At 65.4% G+C, this 18,703-nt stretch carries 19 protein-coding genes and 3 tRNA genes; 19 read left to right on the forward strand and 3 right to left on the reverse strand.

Annotation, left to right across the window (positions count from 1 at the left end):
* Nucleotides 1–19 precede the first annotated feature (19 nt).
* The 10 genes from QYM46_RS05755 (at nt 20) to QYM46_RS05800 (ending at nt 7,417) form a co-directional block, all read left to right on the forward strand.
* Nucleotides 20–820: a glycerophosphodiester phosphodiesterase gene (locus QYM46_RS05755; protein WP_169251695.1), complete on the forward strand. Its 801-nt coding sequence runs from the start codon at nt 20–22 to the stop codon at nt 818–820.
* A gap of 134 nt (nt 821–954) precedes the next feature.
* A tRNA-Thr gene (locus QYM46_RS05760) sits at nt 955–1,027 on the forward strand.
* A gap of 27 nt (nt 1,028–1,054) precedes the next feature.
* Nucleotides 1,055–1,128 (forward strand) — tRNA-Met (locus QYM46_RS05765).
* Between the two features lie 109 nt (nt 1,129–1,237).
* Nucleotides 1,238–2,584 (forward strand): amidohydrolase family protein, encoded by a 1,347-nt coding sequence (locus QYM46_RS05770; protein ID WP_432791184.1) that lies wholly within the window; start codon nt 1,238–1,240, stop codon nt 2,582–2,584.
* Between the two features lie 54 nt (nt 2,585–2,638).
* Nucleotides 2,639–3,829 (forward strand): M20 metallopeptidase family protein, encoded by a 1,191-nt coding sequence (locus QYM46_RS05775; RefSeq protein WP_432791185.1) that lies wholly within the window; start codon nt 2,639–2,641, stop codon nt 3,827–3,829.
* Nucleotides 3,830–3,913: 84 nt separating this feature from the next.
* Complete coding sequence (locus QYM46_RS05780; protein ID WP_432791186.1) at nt 3,914–4,873, forward strand: squalene cyclase; 960 nt, start codon at nt 3,914–3,916, stop codon at nt 4,871–4,873.
* Nucleotides 4,874–4,965: 92 nt separating this feature from the next.
* Entirely contained in the window at nt 4,966–5,913 is a 948-nt protein-coding gene (locus QYM46_RS05785) for an intradiol ring-cleavage dioxygenase (protein ID WP_169251698.1), read from the forward strand.
* Nucleotides 5,914–5,937: 24 nt separating this feature from the next.
* Nucleotides 5,938–6,222, forward strand: coding sequence for a twin-arginine translocase TatA/TatE family subunit (locus tag QYM46_RS05790; RefSeq protein WP_432791187.1), 285 nt, complete (start codon nt 5,938–5,940; stop codon nt 6,220–6,222).
* Nucleotides 6,219–7,046, forward strand: a complete 828-nt coding sequence (gene tatC / locus QYM46_RS05795; RefSeq protein ID WP_248279126.1) for a twin-arginine translocase subunit TatC — start codon at nt 6,219–6,221, stop codon at nt 7,044–7,046. The genes QYM46_RS05790 and tatC overlap by 4 nt, the downstream gene beginning before the upstream one ends.
* On the forward strand, nt 7,034–7,417 hold the full coding sequence (locus QYM46_RS05800) for a twin-arginine translocase TatA/TatE family subunit (RefSeq protein ID WP_169251700.1): 384 nt from the start codon (nt 7,034–7,036) through the stop codon (nt 7,415–7,417). Before tatC ends, QYM46_RS05800 begins: the two co-directional genes overlap by 13 nt.
* 79 nt (nt 7,418–7,496) lie before the next feature.
* Here the strand turns inward: QYM46_RS05800 and QYM46_RS05805 are convergent, their stop codons facing one another.
* The 3 genes from QYM46_RS05805 to QYM46_RS05815 form a co-directional block, all read right to left on the reverse strand.
* Nucleotides 7,497–8,093: a hypothetical protein gene (locus QYM46_RS05805; protein ID WP_432791188.1), complete on the reverse strand. Its 597-nt coding sequence runs from the start codon at nt 8,091–8,093 to the stop codon at nt 7,497–7,499.
* A 333-nt stretch (nt 8,094–8,426) separates the two neighbouring features.
* Nucleotides 8,427–9,683: a serine hydrolase domain-containing protein gene (locus QYM46_RS05810; protein ID WP_432791189.1), complete on the reverse strand. Its 1,257-nt coding sequence runs from the start codon at nt 9,681–9,683 to the stop codon at nt 8,427–8,429.
* A 124-nt stretch (nt 9,684–9,807) separates the two neighbouring features.
* On the reverse strand, nt 9,808–11,562 hold the full coding sequence (locus QYM46_RS05815) for a biotin carboxylase (RefSeq protein ID WP_432791190.1): 1,755 nt from the start codon (nt 11,560–11,562) through the stop codon (nt 9,808–9,810).
* A gap of 184 nt (nt 11,563–11,746) precedes the next feature.
* Between QYM46_RS05815 and QYM46_RS05820 the strand changes: the two genes are divergently transcribed.
* The 9 genes from QYM46_RS05820 to rplA all read left to right on the forward strand — a co-directional run bounded on the left by QYM46_RS05820 (nt 11,747) and on the right by rplA (nt 18,371).
* Nucleotides 11,747–12,196 carry an FAS1-like dehydratase domain-containing protein gene (locus QYM46_RS05820; RefSeq protein ID WP_169251702.1) on the forward strand — a complete coding sequence of 150 codons (450 nt, stop codon included), beginning with the start codon at nt 11,747–11,749 and terminating at the stop codon, nt 12,194–12,196.
* Complete coding sequence (locus tag QYM46_RS05825) at nt 12,193–12,636, forward strand: MaoC/PaaZ C-terminal domain-containing protein (RefSeq protein WP_432791191.1); 444 nt, start codon at nt 12,193–12,195, stop codon at nt 12,634–12,636. Before QYM46_RS05820 ends, QYM46_RS05825 begins: the two co-directional genes overlap by 4 nt.
* On the forward strand, nt 12,633–13,742 hold the full coding sequence (locus QYM46_RS05830; protein ID WP_432791192.1) for a UDP-N-acetylmuramate dehydrogenase: 1,110 nt from the start codon (nt 12,633–12,635) through the stop codon (nt 13,740–13,742). Before QYM46_RS05825 ends, QYM46_RS05830 begins: the two co-directional genes overlap by 4 nt.
* Nucleotides 13,743–13,752: 10 nt before the next feature.
* Nucleotides 13,753–15,402, forward strand: a complete 1,650-nt coding sequence (locus tag QYM46_RS05835; protein ID WP_432791193.1) for a metallophosphoesterase family protein — start codon at nt 13,753–13,755, stop codon at nt 15,400–15,402.
* A 120-nt stretch (nt 15,403–15,522) separates the two neighbouring features.
* A tRNA-Trp gene (locus QYM46_RS05840) sits at nt 15,523–15,595 on the forward strand.
* A 95-nt stretch (nt 15,596–15,690) separates the two neighbouring features.
* Nucleotides 15,691–15,969 carry a preprotein translocase subunit SecE gene (gene secE, locus QYM46_RS05845; protein ID WP_169251705.1) on the forward strand — a complete coding sequence of 93 codons (279 nt, stop codon included), beginning with the start codon at nt 15,691–15,693 and terminating at the stop codon, nt 15,967–15,969.
* Nucleotides 15,970–16,052: 83 nt separating this feature from the next.
* Nucleotides 16,053–16,901 (forward strand): transcription termination/antitermination protein NusG, encoded by an 849-nt coding sequence (nusG, locus tag QYM46_RS05850; RefSeq protein ID WP_432791194.1) that lies wholly within the window; start codon nt 16,053–16,055, stop codon nt 16,899–16,901.
* Between the two features lie 272 nt (nt 16,902–17,173).
* A complete protein-coding gene (gene rplK / locus QYM46_RS05855) occupies nt 17,174–17,611 on the forward strand; it encodes a 50S ribosomal protein L11 (protein ID WP_025776636.1) in 438 nt (145 codons plus the stop codon).
* 64 nt (nt 17,612–17,675) lie between these two features.
* A complete protein-coding gene (gene rplA, locus QYM46_RS05860) occupies nt 17,676–18,371 on the forward strand; it encodes a 50S ribosomal protein L1 (protein ID WP_169251707.1) in 696 nt (231 codons plus the stop codon).
* Nucleotides 18,372–18,703 lie beyond the last annotated feature (332 nt).

Here is an 18,703-nt window from a genome sequence, read left to right on the forward strand (position 1 = left end):
CAGGGCATAGGCTGAAGGCATGAGTTTTCTGCAGTTCCTCCACGAGCGAGGCATCGTTGAACGTCCCGGCGCGGGGCGCCGGCCGCTGGTGATCGCGCATCGAGGGTATTCGGCGGTCGTGCCCGAGAACAGTTTGGCCGCGGTCGATGCCGCGCGAGCCCTCGGCGTCGACTTCATCGAGGTCGATACCTCGACGAGCGCCGACGGGGTTCCCGTGATCCTGCACGATGCGGATCTGGACCGGACCACCAACCGCAAGGGCCCCGTGGCCGGCCTGACCGCCGAGGAGCTGTCGTTCGTCGACGCGGGATCATGGATGGGCCCCGGATTCCACGGAGTGCGGATCCCCACCTTGGCCGCCGTGATGCGCGACATCCAGCACCGAGGCGGCGAACTCCTGCTCGAACTCAAGGGGGAGTGGTCCTCCGGTGCGGTGGCGCGGATCGCCGAACTCGTCGTCGAGACCGGCATCGCCGACCGCATGATCGTCCAATCGTTCAATATCGAAACGCTTGAGACCTGTCGGGATATGCTGCCGATGGTGGCTCGCTTCCTGCTGCGCATGGTTCCCAAGCCCGAGGACATCGAGATCGCTCGGGAACTCGGAGCGGTGGCGATCAATCCTTCGTACAAGGGATTCACGATGCGCAGATCGGTGGTCACCGAGATCATGGACAACGACCTCGGCGTCTTCGTCTGGACCGCTGACGAGATGAACGAGTGGCGGGAGCTCCTCACCGCCGAGGTCGACGGGATCATCACCAATCATCCCGGTCGTCTGCAGGGCTTCCTGGCGGGGCGCTTCGACCCGGTGCAGTAGGGGTCTCCTCCGGCGGTGAGGGTGACTCTGCGCCGTCTGCGGAATGAACCGAGACGGCACCGAGCGCGTGTGAGTGACGTCACTTCGCCCCGATTTGCCCTGGCAGCGCGAACCCGTGTAAATTCTTACCTGTTGCCCCGATAGCTCAGTCGGCAGAGCATCTCCATGGTAAGGAGAAGGTCAAGGGTTCGATTCCCTTTCGGGGCTCTCGTGCCGCCTCGAATGCGGCGCTGGGGCGGGGTAGCTCAGCTGGTTAGAGCGCACGACTCATAATCGTGAGGTCGGGGGATCGAGTCCCCCTCCCGCTACCGTTCAACTCCCTCATCGCGACGACGAGTCCGGTGGGGGAGTTTCTGTATTCGGGAATTCCCAGCTCCGATATTGCGCGATTCGCTCCGCCCGTGCCAGTCTTGCCGTGTGAAGCACGCCACCGGCCATGATGACAGCGAGTCAAGCAGGGCGTCTGCCTACCTTCCCACCACGCCTGAAGGCGTCGGCCGACTCATCCTCCGCGGTGCCAGACTCATCGATGGGACCGGGGGCGAGGTCGTCCTCGATTCCGAGATCGAGGTGGACGGAGCCCGCATCGTCTATGCGGGCCCGGCCCGCCGACGTGCCGAACCCACGGACGGTGTTCCGGACGCCACCGTCGTCGATCTGACGGGCAAGACCATTCTGCCGGGGTTCATCGATGCGCACGTCCACTTGGGGCTGGCCGTCGAAGACCAACCCGCCGAGGCGGCGCGATTCGAGTCCGAGCGCGTGTTCCGGATGGGGGTGCGAGCGAATCAGACCCTGATGGCCGGTGTGACGACGGTCCGCGACCTCGGCGGAATCGACCGTGGAGTCAGAGATGCCGTCGAAGCCGATCTCATCCGCGGACCGCGGATGCACATCGCCGTCGTCCCCCTCTCTCCGACCGGCGGTCATACCGATTTCACTCTGCCCAACGGACGTCCGGTCCCGATGGGTCTGCCGATGGACCCGATCATCGACACCGACGACGACGTCAAGCGCATGGTGAGGCTCCTCATCCGCGGCGGTGCCGACGTCATCAAGGTCTGCACGACCGGCGGAGTGTCGAGTCCCACCGACACCCCGGACGACATCGGCGTCCCCGAGGAGCATGTGCGTCTCATCGTCGCCGAGACTGCGAAGCGCTCGCGCCAGCCGGTCGCCGCCCACGCACAAGGCACCGAGGGGATCAAAGCTGCCGTTCGCGGTGGTGCCGCATCGGTCGAACACGGTTATGGGATCGACGATGAGGGCATCGATCTCATGCTCGAACACGGGACGTTCCTCGTCCCCACGCTCTCCAGCGCGCTGCGTGTGCCCGGTCCGAGGGATGTTCCCGCCTATCTCTATGAGAAGAAGGTGAAGTGGTCGGCGATCGCACGCGAACGTGTGGCGGCAGCGCTCGACGCCGGTGTGCGGACGGCTCTCGGCACGGACGCAGGAGTGTGCCCGCACGGTCAGAATCTCCGGGAACCGGTCCATGCAGTCGAACTCGGTCTGAGCCCGATGGAGGCCATCGTGGCCGGCACCCGCAATGCCGCCGAACTCCTCCGCCTCGATGCAGACATCGGCACACTCCGATCGGGCAGACTCGCCGACATCATCGTCGTCGACTTCGATCCCATCGCCGATATCACGCCGCTGGCAGACCCGGACAACGTCAAAGCGGTCCTCCAGGGCGGTGCCCTCGTCAAGGACCGTGAGGCGTGGTTCCCCGACCCGCCGGCGAGGGCTCAGATCTCATACTGACCCGTGCCGACTCTCCACCCCTTTCCCGCCCCGACCTCAGAAGGACAGCCCATCGTGACACTCGATTTTTCCAGCGAAGCCCGAGTCCTCGCCGACGACCTGCGCGAGGTGCGTCGCGACCTCCATCGGAACCCCGAAGTCGGCCTCGACCTGCCGGAGACCCAACAGCGAATCCTCGACGCGTTGGACGGCCTGCCGCTCGAGATCACCCTCGGTCGAGAGCTGAGCTCGATCGTCGCAGTTCTCCGTGGAGAGCTGCCTGGGCCCACGGTGCTGCTGCGGGGGGACATGGATGCCCTGCCCGTCGTCGAGGCGACCGGCCTGGAATTCGCCTCGACCAACGGGAACATGCACGCCTGTGGACATGATCTCCATGTGGCCGGTCTCGTCGGGGCAGCCCGTCTTCTCTGTGCCCACCGTGCGAACCTCCGCGGCACCGTGGCCTTCATGTTCCAGCCGGGCGAAGAGGGCCTGGGCGGGGCGAAGATCATGCTCGAAGAAGGGATGTACGACGCCATCGGACACAAACCCGATGCGGCCTATGCGATCCACGTGGCTCCGGGGGTGCCGGGAACGTTCGTGACCAAACCGGGCACGATCATGGCCGGGGCGAATACGCTGCACGTGACGATGCACGGCAGCGGCGGTCACAGCTCTCGGCCGGAAGACGCCGTCGACCCGGTCCGTCCGGTTCTGGAACTCGGACAGGCGATGCACTCGATGGTCACCGGTTCATTCAGCGTCTTCGATCCCATCGTCGCCCAGGTGACGCAGCTGGAAGCAGGAGCGGCCGTCAACGTCATCCCGGCCTCGGCGAAGCTCGGAGCCTCCGTGCGCACACTCTCCCACGAGACGACGCGAAGGTTTCCCGAACGTGCCGCACGGCTCGCGGAATCGATCGCGGCCGCTCACGGGTGCACGGCCGAGGTGGTGTGGACGGAGCAGTACCCCGTCACGGTCAACGACAGCGGCGAAGCCGACTTCGCCATGCGAGTTCTGACCGATCGTTTCGGCGCCGACCGAGTGGTGCAGGTGCCGGACCCGCTCATGGGGTCCGAGGACTTCTCCTTCGTGCTCGAGCAGGTGCCCGGCGCCTTCGTGTTCTTCTTCGTCACGCCTGAAGGCATCGATCCGGAGACGGCTGCGACGAATCATTCGCCGGAAGTCCAGTTCGATGATGCCCATCTCCCGGACCAGGCCGCAGCGCTGGCAACCCTGGCGTGGGAACGGACACTGCGCAGCTGAGCGGAGTGCGGGTCGGGGTATGGTCATCGCACGCTTCGGGGTCTAGTCTCGAAGAGACTGTTCGACCGACGTGGGAGATCGACGATGATCAGCACAGAATTGTCCGACTGGCTGCTCGACTCGGACCCGGCCCTGCGCTGGCAGGTCGAACGCGACCTGCTCGGTGCAGATGACGCGATCTGGCAGTCAACCCGCGCTCGAGTGGAGCACGAAGGCTTCGGCGCCGAGCTGCTGTCCCAGCAGGGTCCGGACGGGCAATGGGCCGGCGGGGCATTCTTCCCCTCCGACTTCGCCTTCGATGATGAGGGATCACAGCCATGGACGGCGACCACGTGGGCACTGAAGGATCTGCGCGAGTGGGGGATGGCCGCCTCGGCGCTGGAGGGCACGGCCGAGAAGCTCGAATCCGTACGCTGGGAATACGAGAACCTGCCGTATTGGGACGGCGAAGTCGACGTCTGCATCAACTCGTGGACCCTGTCGAACGGCCTGTGGTTGGGCGCCGATGTCGACGGCCTCGTCGATTGGTTCATCGACCACCAGCTCGAAGACGGAGGGTGGAACTGCGAATGGGTCGAGGGGTCGACGGTCGCGTCCTACCACTCCACACTCAATGCGCTGGTGGCACTCCTCGATTACCAGAGGACCACGGGTGACACAGGACGAGTTGCCGAGGCGCGGGCCAGGGGAGAGGAATACCTGCTGTCGAGGGACCTGTTCCGCAGGCGCAGCACGGGTGAACCCTTCGACGGTCGTGCCCTCGCGCTGTTCCATCCGAGACGGTGGTTCTACGGGATTCTGCCCGCACTCGACTACTTCCGGGAAGCGACGAGCATCGACGGCGCCGAGGCGGACCCGCGCATGACCGAAGCCGTGGAGTCGATCCGCTCCCGCAGGAGTGACGACGGCCGTTGGGACCAGGAACACCGCCTGGCAGGCGAGGTCTGGTTCCACGTCGACGCCCCGGTCGGCGAACCCTCGAGATGGGTGACTCTGCAGGCCCAACGGGTCCTCGACTGGTGGGATGGAACACAGCCGGTCTGAGCTTCCACAGTCGCCGCCCAGGAACGCCACAGTCCCGCGCCAGAGCCGATGTCCACGATGGTGTCATCACATCATCGAAGGAAGGACAGCTCATGGCTCGCGTACCCGAACCGGACCAGACCCCCAACGGACCCGCCTACGAAGGACGGCTCCTCGATCGACCTGAGGAGGAGGTCGTCGACCAGGGCGCCTCGTTCGACATCCGCACTCTCTTCAGCCGACGTGGAGTCCTCGGGCTCGTCGGCGCCGGGGTCGGCACAATGGCCTTGGCCGCCTGCACCTCCGAGGCCTCCGGCTCGACGAGCTCGGCCTCGAGCGGCAGCGGATCGGTCACCGAGATCCCCGACGAGACGGCCGGCCCGTACCCGGCGGACGGAACGAACGGTCCGGACATCCTCGAAGACTCGGGAATCGTGCGCTCGGACATCCGTTCGAACATCGACGGGTCCGACACCGTCGACGGGGTGCCTCTGACCTTCTCCCTCACAGTCACCGATATGGCCGGTGACAATGCCCCGTTCGAGGGTGCCGCCGTCTACGCGTGGCACTGTGATGCTCAGGGTCGCTACTCGATGTATTCCGAGGGTGTCGAGGACGCCACCTGGCTGCGCGGCGTCCAGGTCGCCGATGAGAACGGCGAGGTCACCTTCACCTCGATCTTCCCTGCCTGCTATTCCGGCAGGTGGCCGCACATCCACTTCGAGGTCTACCCGGACGTCGACTCCATCACCGATGCCGAGAATGCCATCGCCACTTCGCAGATGGCCCTGCCCGAAGACGCCTGCAATGCCGTCTACGAACTCGACGCCTATGACGGATCGGTGAAGAACCTCTCGGCTGTCAGCCTCGACGACGACAACGTCTTCGGCGACGACGGAGGCGAGCACCAGATCGCCACGATCAGCGGTGACACCGACTCCGGCTACACCGCCACACTCGACGTCCCCGTCGACACCGACACCGAACCGACCGGCGGCGGTGCCCCGGGAGGCGGAGGCCAGGGAGGAACCCCTCCCGAAGGCGCCCCCGAAAATCCCTGACAACTCAGAGAAAGGCTCATCATCATGCTGCACAATCTCACGGGCTGGCACGCCCTCGTCATCCTGGCCATCATCATCCTCGTCTTCGGCGCGGCCAAGCTGCCCGCGCTCGCCAAGAGCCTCGGACAGTCCGTGCGCATCCTCAAGGACGAATCGGCCAACACCCGGTCGGGTGAGGCGGCGGCTGCGCCGCGATACGAAGCGGTGACCGACCCGATCGTCACCGATCCCACCCCTGCGCCCGCCTTGGCGAGGGACGACTCCACCGCCGAGGCCGGCCCAGCCGATCAGACGCGGCCGCGATCATGAGCACCGCCGCCGCGGCGAAGATGCCGTTGTCCGCGCACCTGCGGGAGGCGCGGACACGGGCGGTGCGCGCGGCGGTGGCACTGCTCGTCGGCACGGTCGTCGGCTATTTCACGTCGGACTTCGTCATGGACGTCCTCCGCGCTCCGATCACCGACCTCGCCGCATCTCGCAGCGCTTCGCTCAACTACGACAGCGTCACCGGGGCCTTCGACCTGCAGCTGCGCATCGCCGTGTACTCCGGAATCATCCTCTCCAGCCCGGTGTGGCTGGGGGAGATCTTCGGATTCCTCACCCCGGGGCTGACCGCGAAGGAGAAGAAGTACACGTTCGGCTTCCTCGGCGCCGCACTTCCTCTCTTCGTCGTCGGCTGCCTCACCGGCCTCTACGTCTTCCCGCGGATGGTCGAGGTGCTCACCTCATTCGCCTCGAGCGAGGACAGCACCATCCTTCAGGCGTCCTACTACTTCGACTTCGTCTTCAAGATCGTCATCGCCACCGGCATCGCCTTCGTCCTTCCGGTCTTCCTCGTCGTCCTCAACTTCATCGGACTGCTCCCTGCCCGTTCGATCGCGAAGGCCTGGCGGGTCAGCATCGTCGGAATCGTCGTCTTCGCCGCCCTGGTCACCCCCGCCGCCGATGTGCTGTCCATGTTCTTCGTCGCCGCCCCGATGGTCCTGCTCTTCCTCGCAGCGCTCGCCATCGCATGGCTCCACGACCGGACCCGCGGGTACCGCTCGAACCTCGAGGCACCGACTGCAGATGAGCTGGAGACCGGACGAGCGCAGACCGCGCCCACGGAAAGGAGCCGGACATGTTCGGCCTGAGCTTCGAGAAGATCGTCCTCGTCGGCATCATCGCCGCGATCATCCTCGGCCCGAGCCGGCTGCCCCACTACGCTGAGAAACTCGGCGAAATGGTTCGCCTGCTCCGTGCCCAGGCCGAGGCCGCGCGGAAACGAGCCGCCGAATCCGTGGGCGCTGAAGACTGGCAGGCGCTCGATCCGAGACAATACGATCCGCGGCGGATCATCCGCGACGCCCTCGACGCACCGAATCCGGAGCCCGCCGAGGCGGCCGGCAGCTATGTCATCACCGGTTCGTCCGGACATCCGCGGAGACGCTTCATCGCCCGTACGGACGACAGCCGCACGGGCGACGAAGTAAGCGCTGACGAGAACTCGGCGACCGGGCGGTGAGGGGAGAGCCGCCTCGGCGTTCTGCGTGCGGCCCGGGAGGTCGGGGATCGCTTCGGCCGGGAGAAGGCCGCCTCGGTGATCAGTCCTTGAAGTCGAAGTCGTCCTTGTCGATGCCGGGGAACATGAGCTCGTACTTGACCATCTGGTCCTTGTGATCGACGATCTTGACGGTGCCGAAATACTTCTTCCGACCTTTGTAGGCGTCTTTGTCTTTGACGGTGACCTGGCACGATTTGAAGCCGTACCACTCGCGGAGGTCCATATCCGAGTCGCACTTGGCTTCTTTGACCGTCAATTCGAGCTTGTTCTCGAACAGGTCGATGAGGTCGGCTTCGATGGATGCGGCGGGCACGACACCGTTGCCCTTCTTGTCGATCTTCATGCCGTCGTCGCTGGCCCAGTTCGTCGTCTTCGCGGCATCGGCGAACGGATCGGTCGACTTCGTGTCGGTGGGTTCCGCCTCGGCGGGTTCGGATTCGGACGCTTCGGCCGCTTCCGATCCGACGGCGCCGCCGCCGAATCCTCCCTCGTCGGTCTGCGCCGCTTCGGATTTCTGGTCCTCTGCGGGCTCGTCCCCTCCGGAACCGCCACAGGCGGTCAGGGACAGGGCGAGAGCGGCTCCAGCGGCCGCTGTCAGCAGGCGGGGCATCCAGGTGGTCCGGCGAATCGGGGTCATCGTGTTTCTCCTTCGCGCTTCGGCGATCACAAGCGTTGTCGATACACCACGATTCTGCCACGGTCGGTTGTCGAGAACCCCCGGTTCGGTGTGCGGATCCGGCGACACCTGTAGCGATTCGGGCACATTCGCACCGGGGGACGACCCCGACTCTGGCAGCGACGTGAGCATCCCTCACGATTCCCCGCACACACACCTGCTGCAACGGGAGGTTATGCGAGGAACGAGCCGCGATGATCGAGCACCTGTAGGAGATGACGCCGCCGGTGCGAAGCGAGTGCAACGGTGCAGGTCGCGGGTGACGGTGCGTGACGGCGGCCCGCCGGCTCCCGGCTACTCAGCGGTGGGGGAGTTGACGGCCCTCGCGAGAGCCTCGAACGCGCGGATCGTCGGGAACATCTTCGTCGCATCCTGCGGCAGCCCCCAGCTCGAGAGCTTGACGCCGAGGACGTTGGCGCCCGGATTCATGTAGATCATCTGCCCGTGGATGCCCAGCGCCAGGAAGGCATGGGAGTCGGGGAACGGGAACCAGAACTGGTTGTGATACGCCCCGCCCGGCATCCGATTGTCTCCGGGCCCATCGGCGAACGCCTGACGCACATCCTCGGAAGTGGTCAGCGTATCGCCGATCCACGTCGTCGGAGCCACCTGCTGTCCGGTCAGCGACTGGCCGCGGTTGATGTAGACGTAGCCGAATCGGGCGAGATCACGCAGACTCGTGTTGATGCCGCCGTCGAACATCCCCACCCCGTACTGGTCGGTGGCGATGATCGCGTCATGTTCGGCGCCGATCCGCGACCACAGCACCCGTGACATCAGGGACTGCATGCGTTCGCCGGCGATCTTCTCGCACACCCATCCGAGCACATCGGTCTCGCACGACCGGTACTCGAAGACTCCGCCGTGCTCGGACTTCGCCTCCAGCGTGGTGAGGAACTCGTACATGCCGATGCCGGGGTTCTTCCGCTTCGCTTCGGCCCAGCCGATCTGCTCCTCGATCTGTCTGACCTCGGATTTCGGGTCGAGGTAGTTCTCGGAGAAGCGGATGCCCGAACGCATGTCGAGGACATGGCGAACGGTCGCGCCGGCATAGCCGGACTCGGCGAGTTCGGGCACATAGTCGGTGACGAGGCGGTTCGGGTCGAGGTCACCGGAACCGGCGAGGACACCTGCGACGGTGCCGACGAGCGACTTCGACACCGACATGAGCAGATGCTCGGTCGACGGGGTCATGTCCCCGAAGTACTCCTCGGTGAGCACGGTCCCGTTGTGCATGAGCATCCAGGCATCGGTATCGGTGGATTCGATGACGCTGCGGACACTGCGCGCCTCCGAATACTCGGTTGCGGGAACTTCGACCTCGCCGAGGTCCCGCGGGGCCGCGGGCAGTTCCGCCACCGGTCCGGCGCCCCGGGAGATCGGCGTCGTGGGAAGCACCCGAGCGACGTTCTGGAAGGACCAGCGGACGTTGTCGGGATCCTGCCAGTTGTCCCGGTCGATTCCGGCCGCCGGGTCGGCGGGTGCCGATGGGGTCACGGTCTGGTCCGCCGGGGGAGTGGCCGCGGTCTGCTCCGGTGACGGTTCGATCACTCTGCACCTCTGATTCTCGCCTCGGTTCGTGCGCGGAATGTGTCCGCGGACGGCAGCTGGGAGCCGCCTCGGTTCGTGTTGAGGTTACCACCGAGGCGGCTCTGTCCACCGTGGATGTGTGGGCTCAGTCGCCCTTGGCTCCCGGCCCGCCGAGGGCCGGCGACGGATCGTCGGCGACGACCGGGACTCCGGCATACATCGCGCGGATCGAGTCGATGAAGTGCTTGGCCCGGATGCTCAGCGCATCGGGTCCGCCGACATTCGTCTGCAGGGGATTCTTCGTCACCAGGACTCCGAGGTCCGCACCTTTCCAGCGGTAGTCTCCGGCCCCGAAGATGCGCAGGAAGAACACCTCGCTGCCGTTCTGCAGCGGGTGCCAGTCGAGCGCGGCACGTTTGTACGTCAGCGTCCCGTACTGGTCGAGATAGTACTGACCCGTCAGCGGGGAATGCGTGATGTACTCGGTGATCGGAGCCGTCTCCTTGATGATCATCTGGCTCCACTCATCGGCTCCGGAGAGCTCCTCCCAGCGCTCATTGATCTCGGTGACGTCGAGGTCGAACTCGACATCGAGGTATTCGAGCAGATGGAACAGGAACAGCGGCACATCGGCATAGGCGCCTGCCGTGACGTTCGTGATCGCCGAGGCCCCGGAGATGCGCGGATTGAGCTCACCCAGGTAGCAGTCGTCGTTGTCGAGATCGACGAGGACATCGACTTCGAAGAACCCGCGGTAGCCGCGTTTGCGCAGACCTTCGCCCATCTTGCGCACGAGCTCACGGGTCTGCGCCCGCTGCTCTGCGTTGAGGACATCGGGCTTCATCTCGTTGCCGCACCAGCCGCCTTTGTACGGGGTGAGTTCGGCGAAGCCCGCCAGCTCGGTCAGGTACGGGCCGACGACGACACCGCTGGAGGTGATGACCGCCTCGACGGCGACCGGAGTGTTGTTGATCCGCTTCATCACCTTCAGCTGCTCGCCGATGATGTCGTCCTTGTGCGTCTCCCAACCGGAGGCATCGGAGATGAAGAACGTCGTCTTCCCGGAATCGCCGTAGGGGGTCTGCACGACGAGATCCGTGCCCAGCCCCGCCTCGGCGGCCCGCTCATTGAGCTCGTCATAGGTGTCAGCGGTGGTCAGCACGTTCGGCACGGAGAACGCACCGGCCTCATTGCCGAGCTTCGTCGTCTCGATCTTCGAATCGAGCTGATTGCGCAGAGCGGCCGACGGCAGGATGAGATCGTAGCCGAGCTCTCGGCAGATCCGCTCCGTCTCCTCGTCGAAGAAGACCATCGCGACCTTCACCCGCTCACCATGGGGGATGTTGCGCGTCATATGAGCACGCACCTCGGCGTTGAGCAGCAGCCAGTTGTTGATCGCCTCACCCGATTCGAACTCGACATAGGGCTTGTAACGCGGGGAGAACACGCGCGGATGCCCGCCGTCCCAGCCGTCGTAGTAGGTGATGTACGAGAAATTGCGCACCCACCGGTCGAGACCGAGCAGGTTGAACGGAGTGGCTCCGACGAAGAAGATCGGGGTCTGATTCGTGCGGAAGAAGTGCCGGACCTCGGAGACGTTGCGCAGCGGTCGACGCAGCTGGACCCTGTCGGCTTCCTTGCCGGCGTAGGCGGCGTCGGTGGCCACGGCCACCTCGACCTGCGGTGGGGCGTCATCGGCAGCGGCCGGTCCCGAAGCGGCTGTCGCAGCTGCCGGCGCAGCGGTTGCCGGCGCACCGGTGGCGGGGGCACCGGCGGCGGGGGCGTCGGGACCCGGAGCCTGCGGTGAGGGGACCGCGACAGCGTCTTTGACTCGCGCACCGGGTTGCGGTGTCTGCGCCTCGGGGCTCGTCAGGTCTGCGCTGGGGGATTCGTTCGTCATCGCACTACTCCTTACCAAATGTGATGTGGACAACATATACCAGTTTCGAAGCCATGAGCCCGATGGTGCAGGAATTGTGTGAACCGGATACGAACGCGCGATCAATTCTTCGCCGGTGAACCTCATCCGGAGGCCGTGCTTTAGGCTGGTGTCGATACCGACCCCAGCAGAAGAGAGAGCGCATATGCCGGTGAATACGGAGAAGCAGGGGGCCACGTTCTCCCTGCCGCAGCCCTACGAGGTCTCCAGGGAGGCGATCGCGGAGTTCGCGCTCGCCACCGGAGCGAAGGCCGACTACCATTTCGACACCGAGGCGGCGACCGCACTGGGTTACCGCGATGTCGTCGCCCCGACCACCTTTGCCGTGATCATCGCGCAGAAATCGGAAGCCGCCTACATCTCCGACCCCGATTCGGGTATCGACTTCTCGAAGGTCGTCCACGGCTCCGAGCAGTTCTCCTTCACCCGTCCCATCGTCGCCGGCGACGTCCTGGCGGCCGTCACCCATGTCGACGGAGTCCGGGCCGCGGGCAGCAACGCCATGATCACCACCCGCACCGAGATCACTGATGTCGCGGAGCAGCCCGTCGTCACCGTGACCTCGACCATCGTCGTGAGAGGAGACGGAGAATGAGCCCCATCGACTTCTCCACGCTGACCATCGGAGACACCGTCGTGGAATCCGAGATCCCGCTCTCCCGTGCCTCCCTGGTCGACTATGCCGCGGCCTCGGGCGATCACAACCCGATCCACTGGAACGAACGCTTTGCCCGCGAGGTCGGTCTCGACGATGTCATCGCCCACGGAATGCTCTCGATGGCGGCGGTCATCGCCCCGGTGGCCGAATGGCTCGGCGACCCCGGTGCGATCGTCGACTACCGGACCCGCTTCTCCGCGCCCGTCGTCGTCCCCGACGCCGATTCCGGATCACCGGCGACCCCGACGACTTCGCTCAGACTCACCGCCACGGTCGGGGCCGTCGACCCCGCCGTCGGCACCGCCCGCATCGACATCACCGTGAAGTCCGGTGGTGCCGATGTCCTCAGCCGCACCCAGGTTCGGATCTCGGCGTGACCGAATCCCACCCGCAGGAACTCTCCGGCTTCACCACCTTCCGCCTCGGCGGGCCGGCCCCGGAGGTCACTGTCGCGAACACCCGAGACGAACTGCTCGACTTCTGTACCGCCCACCCGCTCGGCCTCAGCGGTGAGGAGAAGGTGCAAGTCCTCTTCATCGGCGGCGGATCGAATCTCCTCATCGCCGATGCCGGGTTCGACGGTGCGGTCTGCGTGGTCCGGACCACCGGAGTGGAGACGACCGAGACCTCGCCGACCGACACCCGGGTCACCGCCGAGGCAGGGGAGGACTGGGATGCCTTCGTCGCCCGCACTCTCGGCCTGGGGCTGTCCGGACTCGAAGCACTGTCCGGGATCCCCGGATCGGTCGGCGCGACCCCGATCCAGAACGTCGGTGCCTACGGCACGGAGGTCGGCGAGCTCATCTCCTCCGTCGAGGTCTTCGACCGCGTCGCCGGTCAGGTCCGCCACCTCACCGCCGGCGAACTCGAATTCGGCTACCGCACCTCGGCGCTCAAACGCGCCCAGATCGCGGCCGGGACGCCGCAGTTCGTCGTGCTCTCGGTGACCTTCGACCTCCAGCGCAGCGACGAGTCGCTGCCGGTGCGCTACGCTCAGCTCGCATCGACACTCGACGTCGAGATCGGCACCCGCGTCCCGGCGGCCCACGTGCGCGAGAACGTCATCGAGCTGCGCCGGTCGAAGGGCATGGTCCTCGACACGGACGACCATGATTCATGGTCTGCCGGGTCGTTCTTCACCAACCCCATCGTCGACAACCCCGAGATCCTGCCGGCCGAGGCTCCTCGCTACCCGGTGACCGACCCGCTCAGCGGGGCGAAGATCGAGGGGAAGACGAAGACCTCGGCGGCCTGGCTGATCGAGCACGCCGGCTTCTCCAAGGGCTACAGCCTCGGTGAAGGGCGGGCGACGCTGTCGACCAAGCACACCTTGGCTCTGACGAACCGGGGACACGCGAGCACGGCCGATGTGATCGATCTCGCGGCGACGATCGTCGCCGGCGTCGAGGACGCGTTCGGCATCACCCTCGAACCCGAACCGACCTTCATCGGCTGCTCCATCGACGACGGGCAGCGTCCTTAGACTGGTGGTCGTGTCATCACGTCGGAGAATCACCGCACTCGTCATCACCCTCGCGGCAGTCGCACTCGTGACTCTGCCCTGGGCGCTGTTCACCTCTCGAGCCGATCTCACCTTCGGCCCGCATGAGGCGCAGTACCGGGTCACCGCTGACTCCCGGCTCACCGTCGACTTCGGCCCCCTGGGCAGACTGCTCGTGCCCGCCGAGGATGTCATCCCCCTCGGTCTGGGACTCCATGTCGACGTCGGGGAGATCCCCGTGTCCGGCGACTCGGACGACGAAGAGCGGCCGGCAGCCGACCCCGAAGCGGTAGCCGACCCCGGCGGGGGAACCGTCGACGCCCTCGGCGGTGACATCGCCTCCTATGCTTCGCTGTTCTCGGCCCCGCAGGCGCAGATCGACCAGGTCATCGGCGGTCTCAGCCAGGAGATCCTCACCCGATGGGCTCTGGCCGTCTGCCTCATCACCGGCGGACTCGTCGGCCTTGCCCTCTTCCTCGGACCCGCCCGAGCCGATATCGTCATCCGCGCCTTCGCCGGCAAGGAACTCCTCGGCATCGGCCTGGTGCTCGTGCTCGTCCTCACCGGGCTGGGGATCGCCGTGCTCAACCGTCCGGAGCCGATCGTCGCCGATCCGGCATTCGCGGACACGCCACTGGCCGGATCCCAGGTCACCGGCCGCCTCGGCGGGATCATCGACACGGCGTTCGGCGCGGTGCAGGACTTCGCCGAGGACAACGACGCCTTCTACGACGATGTCCTCGAGGCGCTGCGGGCGCAATGGAACTCCCGTCCGATCACCGGCAACTGGTCCGATCGGGGGCTCGTCCCGCCCGCCGGAGTCGGCGTACCCGCCGCCGACAGCGGCGATGGCGAAGGCCGAAAGGGCGTGTCCACGTTCGTCTACGGATCCGATATCCACTGCAACATCGGAATGGCGCGCGTCGTCGGTGCGGTCGCGGGAATGAGCCGGGCCGATGCCTATATCGACGGCGGGGACATCTCCATGACCGGCACATCGGCAGAGAACTACTGCCTCGACGTCCTCGACGACGAACTGCCGGAGAAGCTGCCGCGCATGATCGTCAAGGGCAACCACGATTCGATGGAAACGACCGAGCACGCGAAGACCCGCGGCTGGGCGGTGCTCGAGGACTCCGCGGCGGAGCTGGCCGGGGTGACCTTCTTCGGCGCCGCCGACCCGCGTCGCACAGTCTTCGGGTCCGGTCCGCAGCTGGAGACGGACCTCACCGCCGACCAGTATGCGCAGCGACTGCGCGACGAAGCCTGCGCGGCCGATTTCGACATCATGCTCATCCACGACCCCGCCGTCGGCGCACCGAGTCTGCGCTCGGGCTGCGCCGACTACGCTCTGAGCGGACACTGGCACCGACGGGTCGGACCGGAGAACTTCGGTTCGGGCACTCGCTACGTCAGCTCGACGACCGGGGGCGCCCTGGCGAATGCACTGACACCGGGACCGCTGAAGATGAACGCGGAACTGAGCATCATCCGCGTCGACAACGAGACGAAGCGCCCCATCGACGTGCAGATCATCACCGTCACACCGGACAAACAGGTGCAGATCGAGCCGTGGATGCGCTTCCCCGAACCCAGACCCCTCGTGGGTCAGCCGCCGGTCGACGAACCGGTCGGTGAGTGAGCATCGACACGTTCGAGACATTGCGTCGACCCTCGGTTCGACGAACGACGGTCGGGCACGGTATGCTCGTTTCTCGTGGTCGGACACCACAGGGATCGAGTCGATCTCTGGGCCGATCAGAGGGGTGTGGCGCAATTGGTAGCGCAACGGTCTCCAAAACCGTAGGTTGCAGGTTCGAGTCCTGTCACCCCTGCGCAGTTGACTCTGCCGAAGTCTCATCGGCCAGGCGCCGTCCTCGACCGGCACGAACAATTGTGAAGCCAAACGAAACCGACCGAGTGGGGATGTGTGAGCGACACACCGGCAAAGAAGACTGGCAGCGCACCCAACAGTGCCTCCGGTCCCAAGAAGCTCGGATTCTTCGGACGAATCCTGCAGTTCTTCCGCGAAGTTGTGGCAGAGCTCAAGAAGGTCGTCACTCCGACCCGGAAGCAGCTGCTCAACTACACGCTCGTCGTGCTGGGCTTCATCCTGTTCATGATGCTTCTCGTCACGGGCCTCGACCTGGTCTTCGGCAAACTCGTCGGATGGGTGTTCGGCGGAACTCCGCTGTGGCCCCTGTGGTGACACGGCCTCAGCCGTGACCCACCCCTAAGCTCAAACTTCACCCCCAATCGGGAATCACAAAACGCGAAGCGAGGAATTGATCGGTGTCGGATACCAACTCACCTGAGCAGGAGACCCCTGAGACCCAGGACGTCACTCCCGAGGAGTCGGGTGCCGCTGTGGTGCCCGAAACCGAAGAGACGGCCCACGACGCCGAGGCGCTCGCCGCCGAGACCGCAGACGCGACGGACTCGGATGACGCTGAGTCCGCTGACGTTGCCGACTCGGCCGACTCGGCCGACGGCGAGCAGGATGCTGCCGCCGCCGACGAGGTCGATCCGGCCGAGGAATTCAAGGCCGAGCTGCGCATGCAGGAAGGTGACTGGTACGTCATCCACTCCTATGCAGGCTACGAGAACCGCGTGAAGCAGAACCTCGAGAACCGCGCAGTCAGCCTCAACCTCGAAGAGTTCATCTTCGAGTCGCAGGTGCCGATGGAAGACGTCGTCGAGATCAAGAACGGACAGCGCAAGCAGGTTCGCCGGGTGCGGATCCCCGGCTATGTGCTCGTCCGCATGGAACTGACCGACGAGTCGTGGGGCGCCGTGCGCCACACCCCGGGCGTCACCGGATTCGTCGGCAACGCCTACGACCCCACCCCGCTGTCGATCGACGAGGTCTTCTCGATGCTCGCCCCGATCTTCGAAGAGCGCCAGGCCGAAGCCGCCGCTGCCGAGGGCCCGGCCGCCGAAGCCGCTGCCAAGTCCGCACCCGTCACCGAGGTGGAGTTCGAGGTCGGCGAGTCGGTGCTCGTCAAGGAGGGCTCCTTCGAGGGGCACCCCGCCACGATCCAGGAGATCCGTCCGGAGTCGCAGAAGCTCACCGTGCTGCTGTCGATCTTCGAACGCGATGTTCCCGTCGAACTCGGTTTCGACCAGGTCTCGAAGCTCTGACGACCGCACACGTGGACTGATCGCCTCGGCGCGATCCCGACCGAAGGGGCCCGGAAGCATCCGGGCCCCTTCGCCGTTCCCCGGTGGGGCCGCCTCGGCGAGAATTCGATGGCGAGAATTCGATTGGGTGATGCCCCTCACGAGCATTTGCCCACAGGCGTGCGCGCATGGAATACTGGTGTGGTTTGATTGCGGCCCTTATCGGAAGGCCGCCATCGAACGATGTGCTGTATATGTCTGGCACATCGAAACCTCAAGATTAAGGACCGTACATGCCTCCCAAGAAAAAGGTAGCCGGCCTCGTCAAGCTCCAGATTCAGGCAGGTGCCGCTAACCCGGCTCCTCCGATCGGTCCGGCGCTTGCCCAGCACGGCGTCAACATCATGGAATTCTGCAAGGCCTACAACGCCGCCACAGAATCCCAGCGCGGAAACATCGTTCCCGTCGAGATCACCGTGTACGAAGATCGTTCTTTCGACTTCGTGCTCAAGACCCCGCCGGCAGCCGAACTGATCAAGAAGGCCGCCGGAGTGAAGTCGGGTTCGGCCACCCCGCACACCGTCAAGGTTGCTCACCTGAGCGCCGACCAGGTGCGCGAGATCGCCACCACGAAGATGCCCGACCTGAACGCCAACACCCTGGACCAGGCCGACCGCATCGTCGCCGGAACCGCGCGTTCCATGGGCATCACCACCGACATCGAGGTCTGAGACCTCACCCCACACAGTGGCAGGGCCCACGCAGCCCACACCACGACTGCAAGGAGTAAAGCAGATGGCAAAGCGTTCCAAGGCCTACCAGGCCGCGGCTGAGAAGATCGCCGCAGATGTGAACTACGAACCGGCTCAGGCGATCGCCCTGGCCAAAGAGACCACAGTGGCGAAGTACGACGCCACCGTCGAGGTCGCTCTCCGCCTGGGTGTTGACCCCCGCAAGGCGGACCAGATGGTGCGCGGCACCGTCAACCTTCCGCATGGTACCGGTAAGACCGCTCGGGTCCTGGTGTTCGCTGCCGGCGACCGTGCAGAAGCTGCCCGTGAAGCAGGTGCTGACTACGTCGGTTCCGATGACCTGCTGGAGAAGGTGGCCGGAGGGTTCACCGACTTCGATGCCGCTGTTGCGACCCCCGACATGATGGGCAAGGTCGGTCGTCTCGGTAAGGTGCTGGGTCCCCGCGGCCTGATGCCGAACCCGAAGACCGGCACCGTGACCATGGATGTCGCCAAGGCCGTCAACGACATCAAGGGCGGAAAGATCGAATTCCGCGTCGACAAGCACTCGAACCTGCACTTCATCATCGGAAAGGTCTCCTTCTCCGAGGAAGCTCTGCAGGCGAACTTCGATGCTGCGATCGAAGAGATCCTGCGTCTGAAGCCGTCCTCCTCGAAGGGCCGCTACATCAGCAAGGCCACGATCACGACCTCGAACGGCCCGGCCGTTCCGGTCGACCACTCTGGTCTGCGCATCTGATCGATGCACTGCGAGAGGGCGGGAGGCGATTCGTTCGCGTCCCGCCCTCTTCCCTTCCCCAATTGCTACCTGACGGCGGCTCAGCAACCTCGCGCGAGGTTGCTGAGCCGCCGTCAGGTAGTTCTGGGCGTGGACGGGGCCTTGTTCGCGGAGGGGTTCGCGATTAGATTATGAGCAGTTGAGGCTCTCTTCCGACACCCGCCGATGGAGGTGGACCGTCCGCCATGGATTCGACGTTGCTGCTCGAAGACACCTATCAGTGTGCCGTTCGGCGTGCACATGAAAGGCTGTCCGGTCCAGCGGCTTCGGGCCTCCACATTCCATCGTCAGGT

Source organism: Brevibacterium sp. K11IcPPYGO002 (assembly GCF_050920635.1).
Classification (GTDB): Bacteria; Actinomycetota; Actinomycetes; order Actinomycetales; family Brevibacteriaceae; genus Brevibacterium.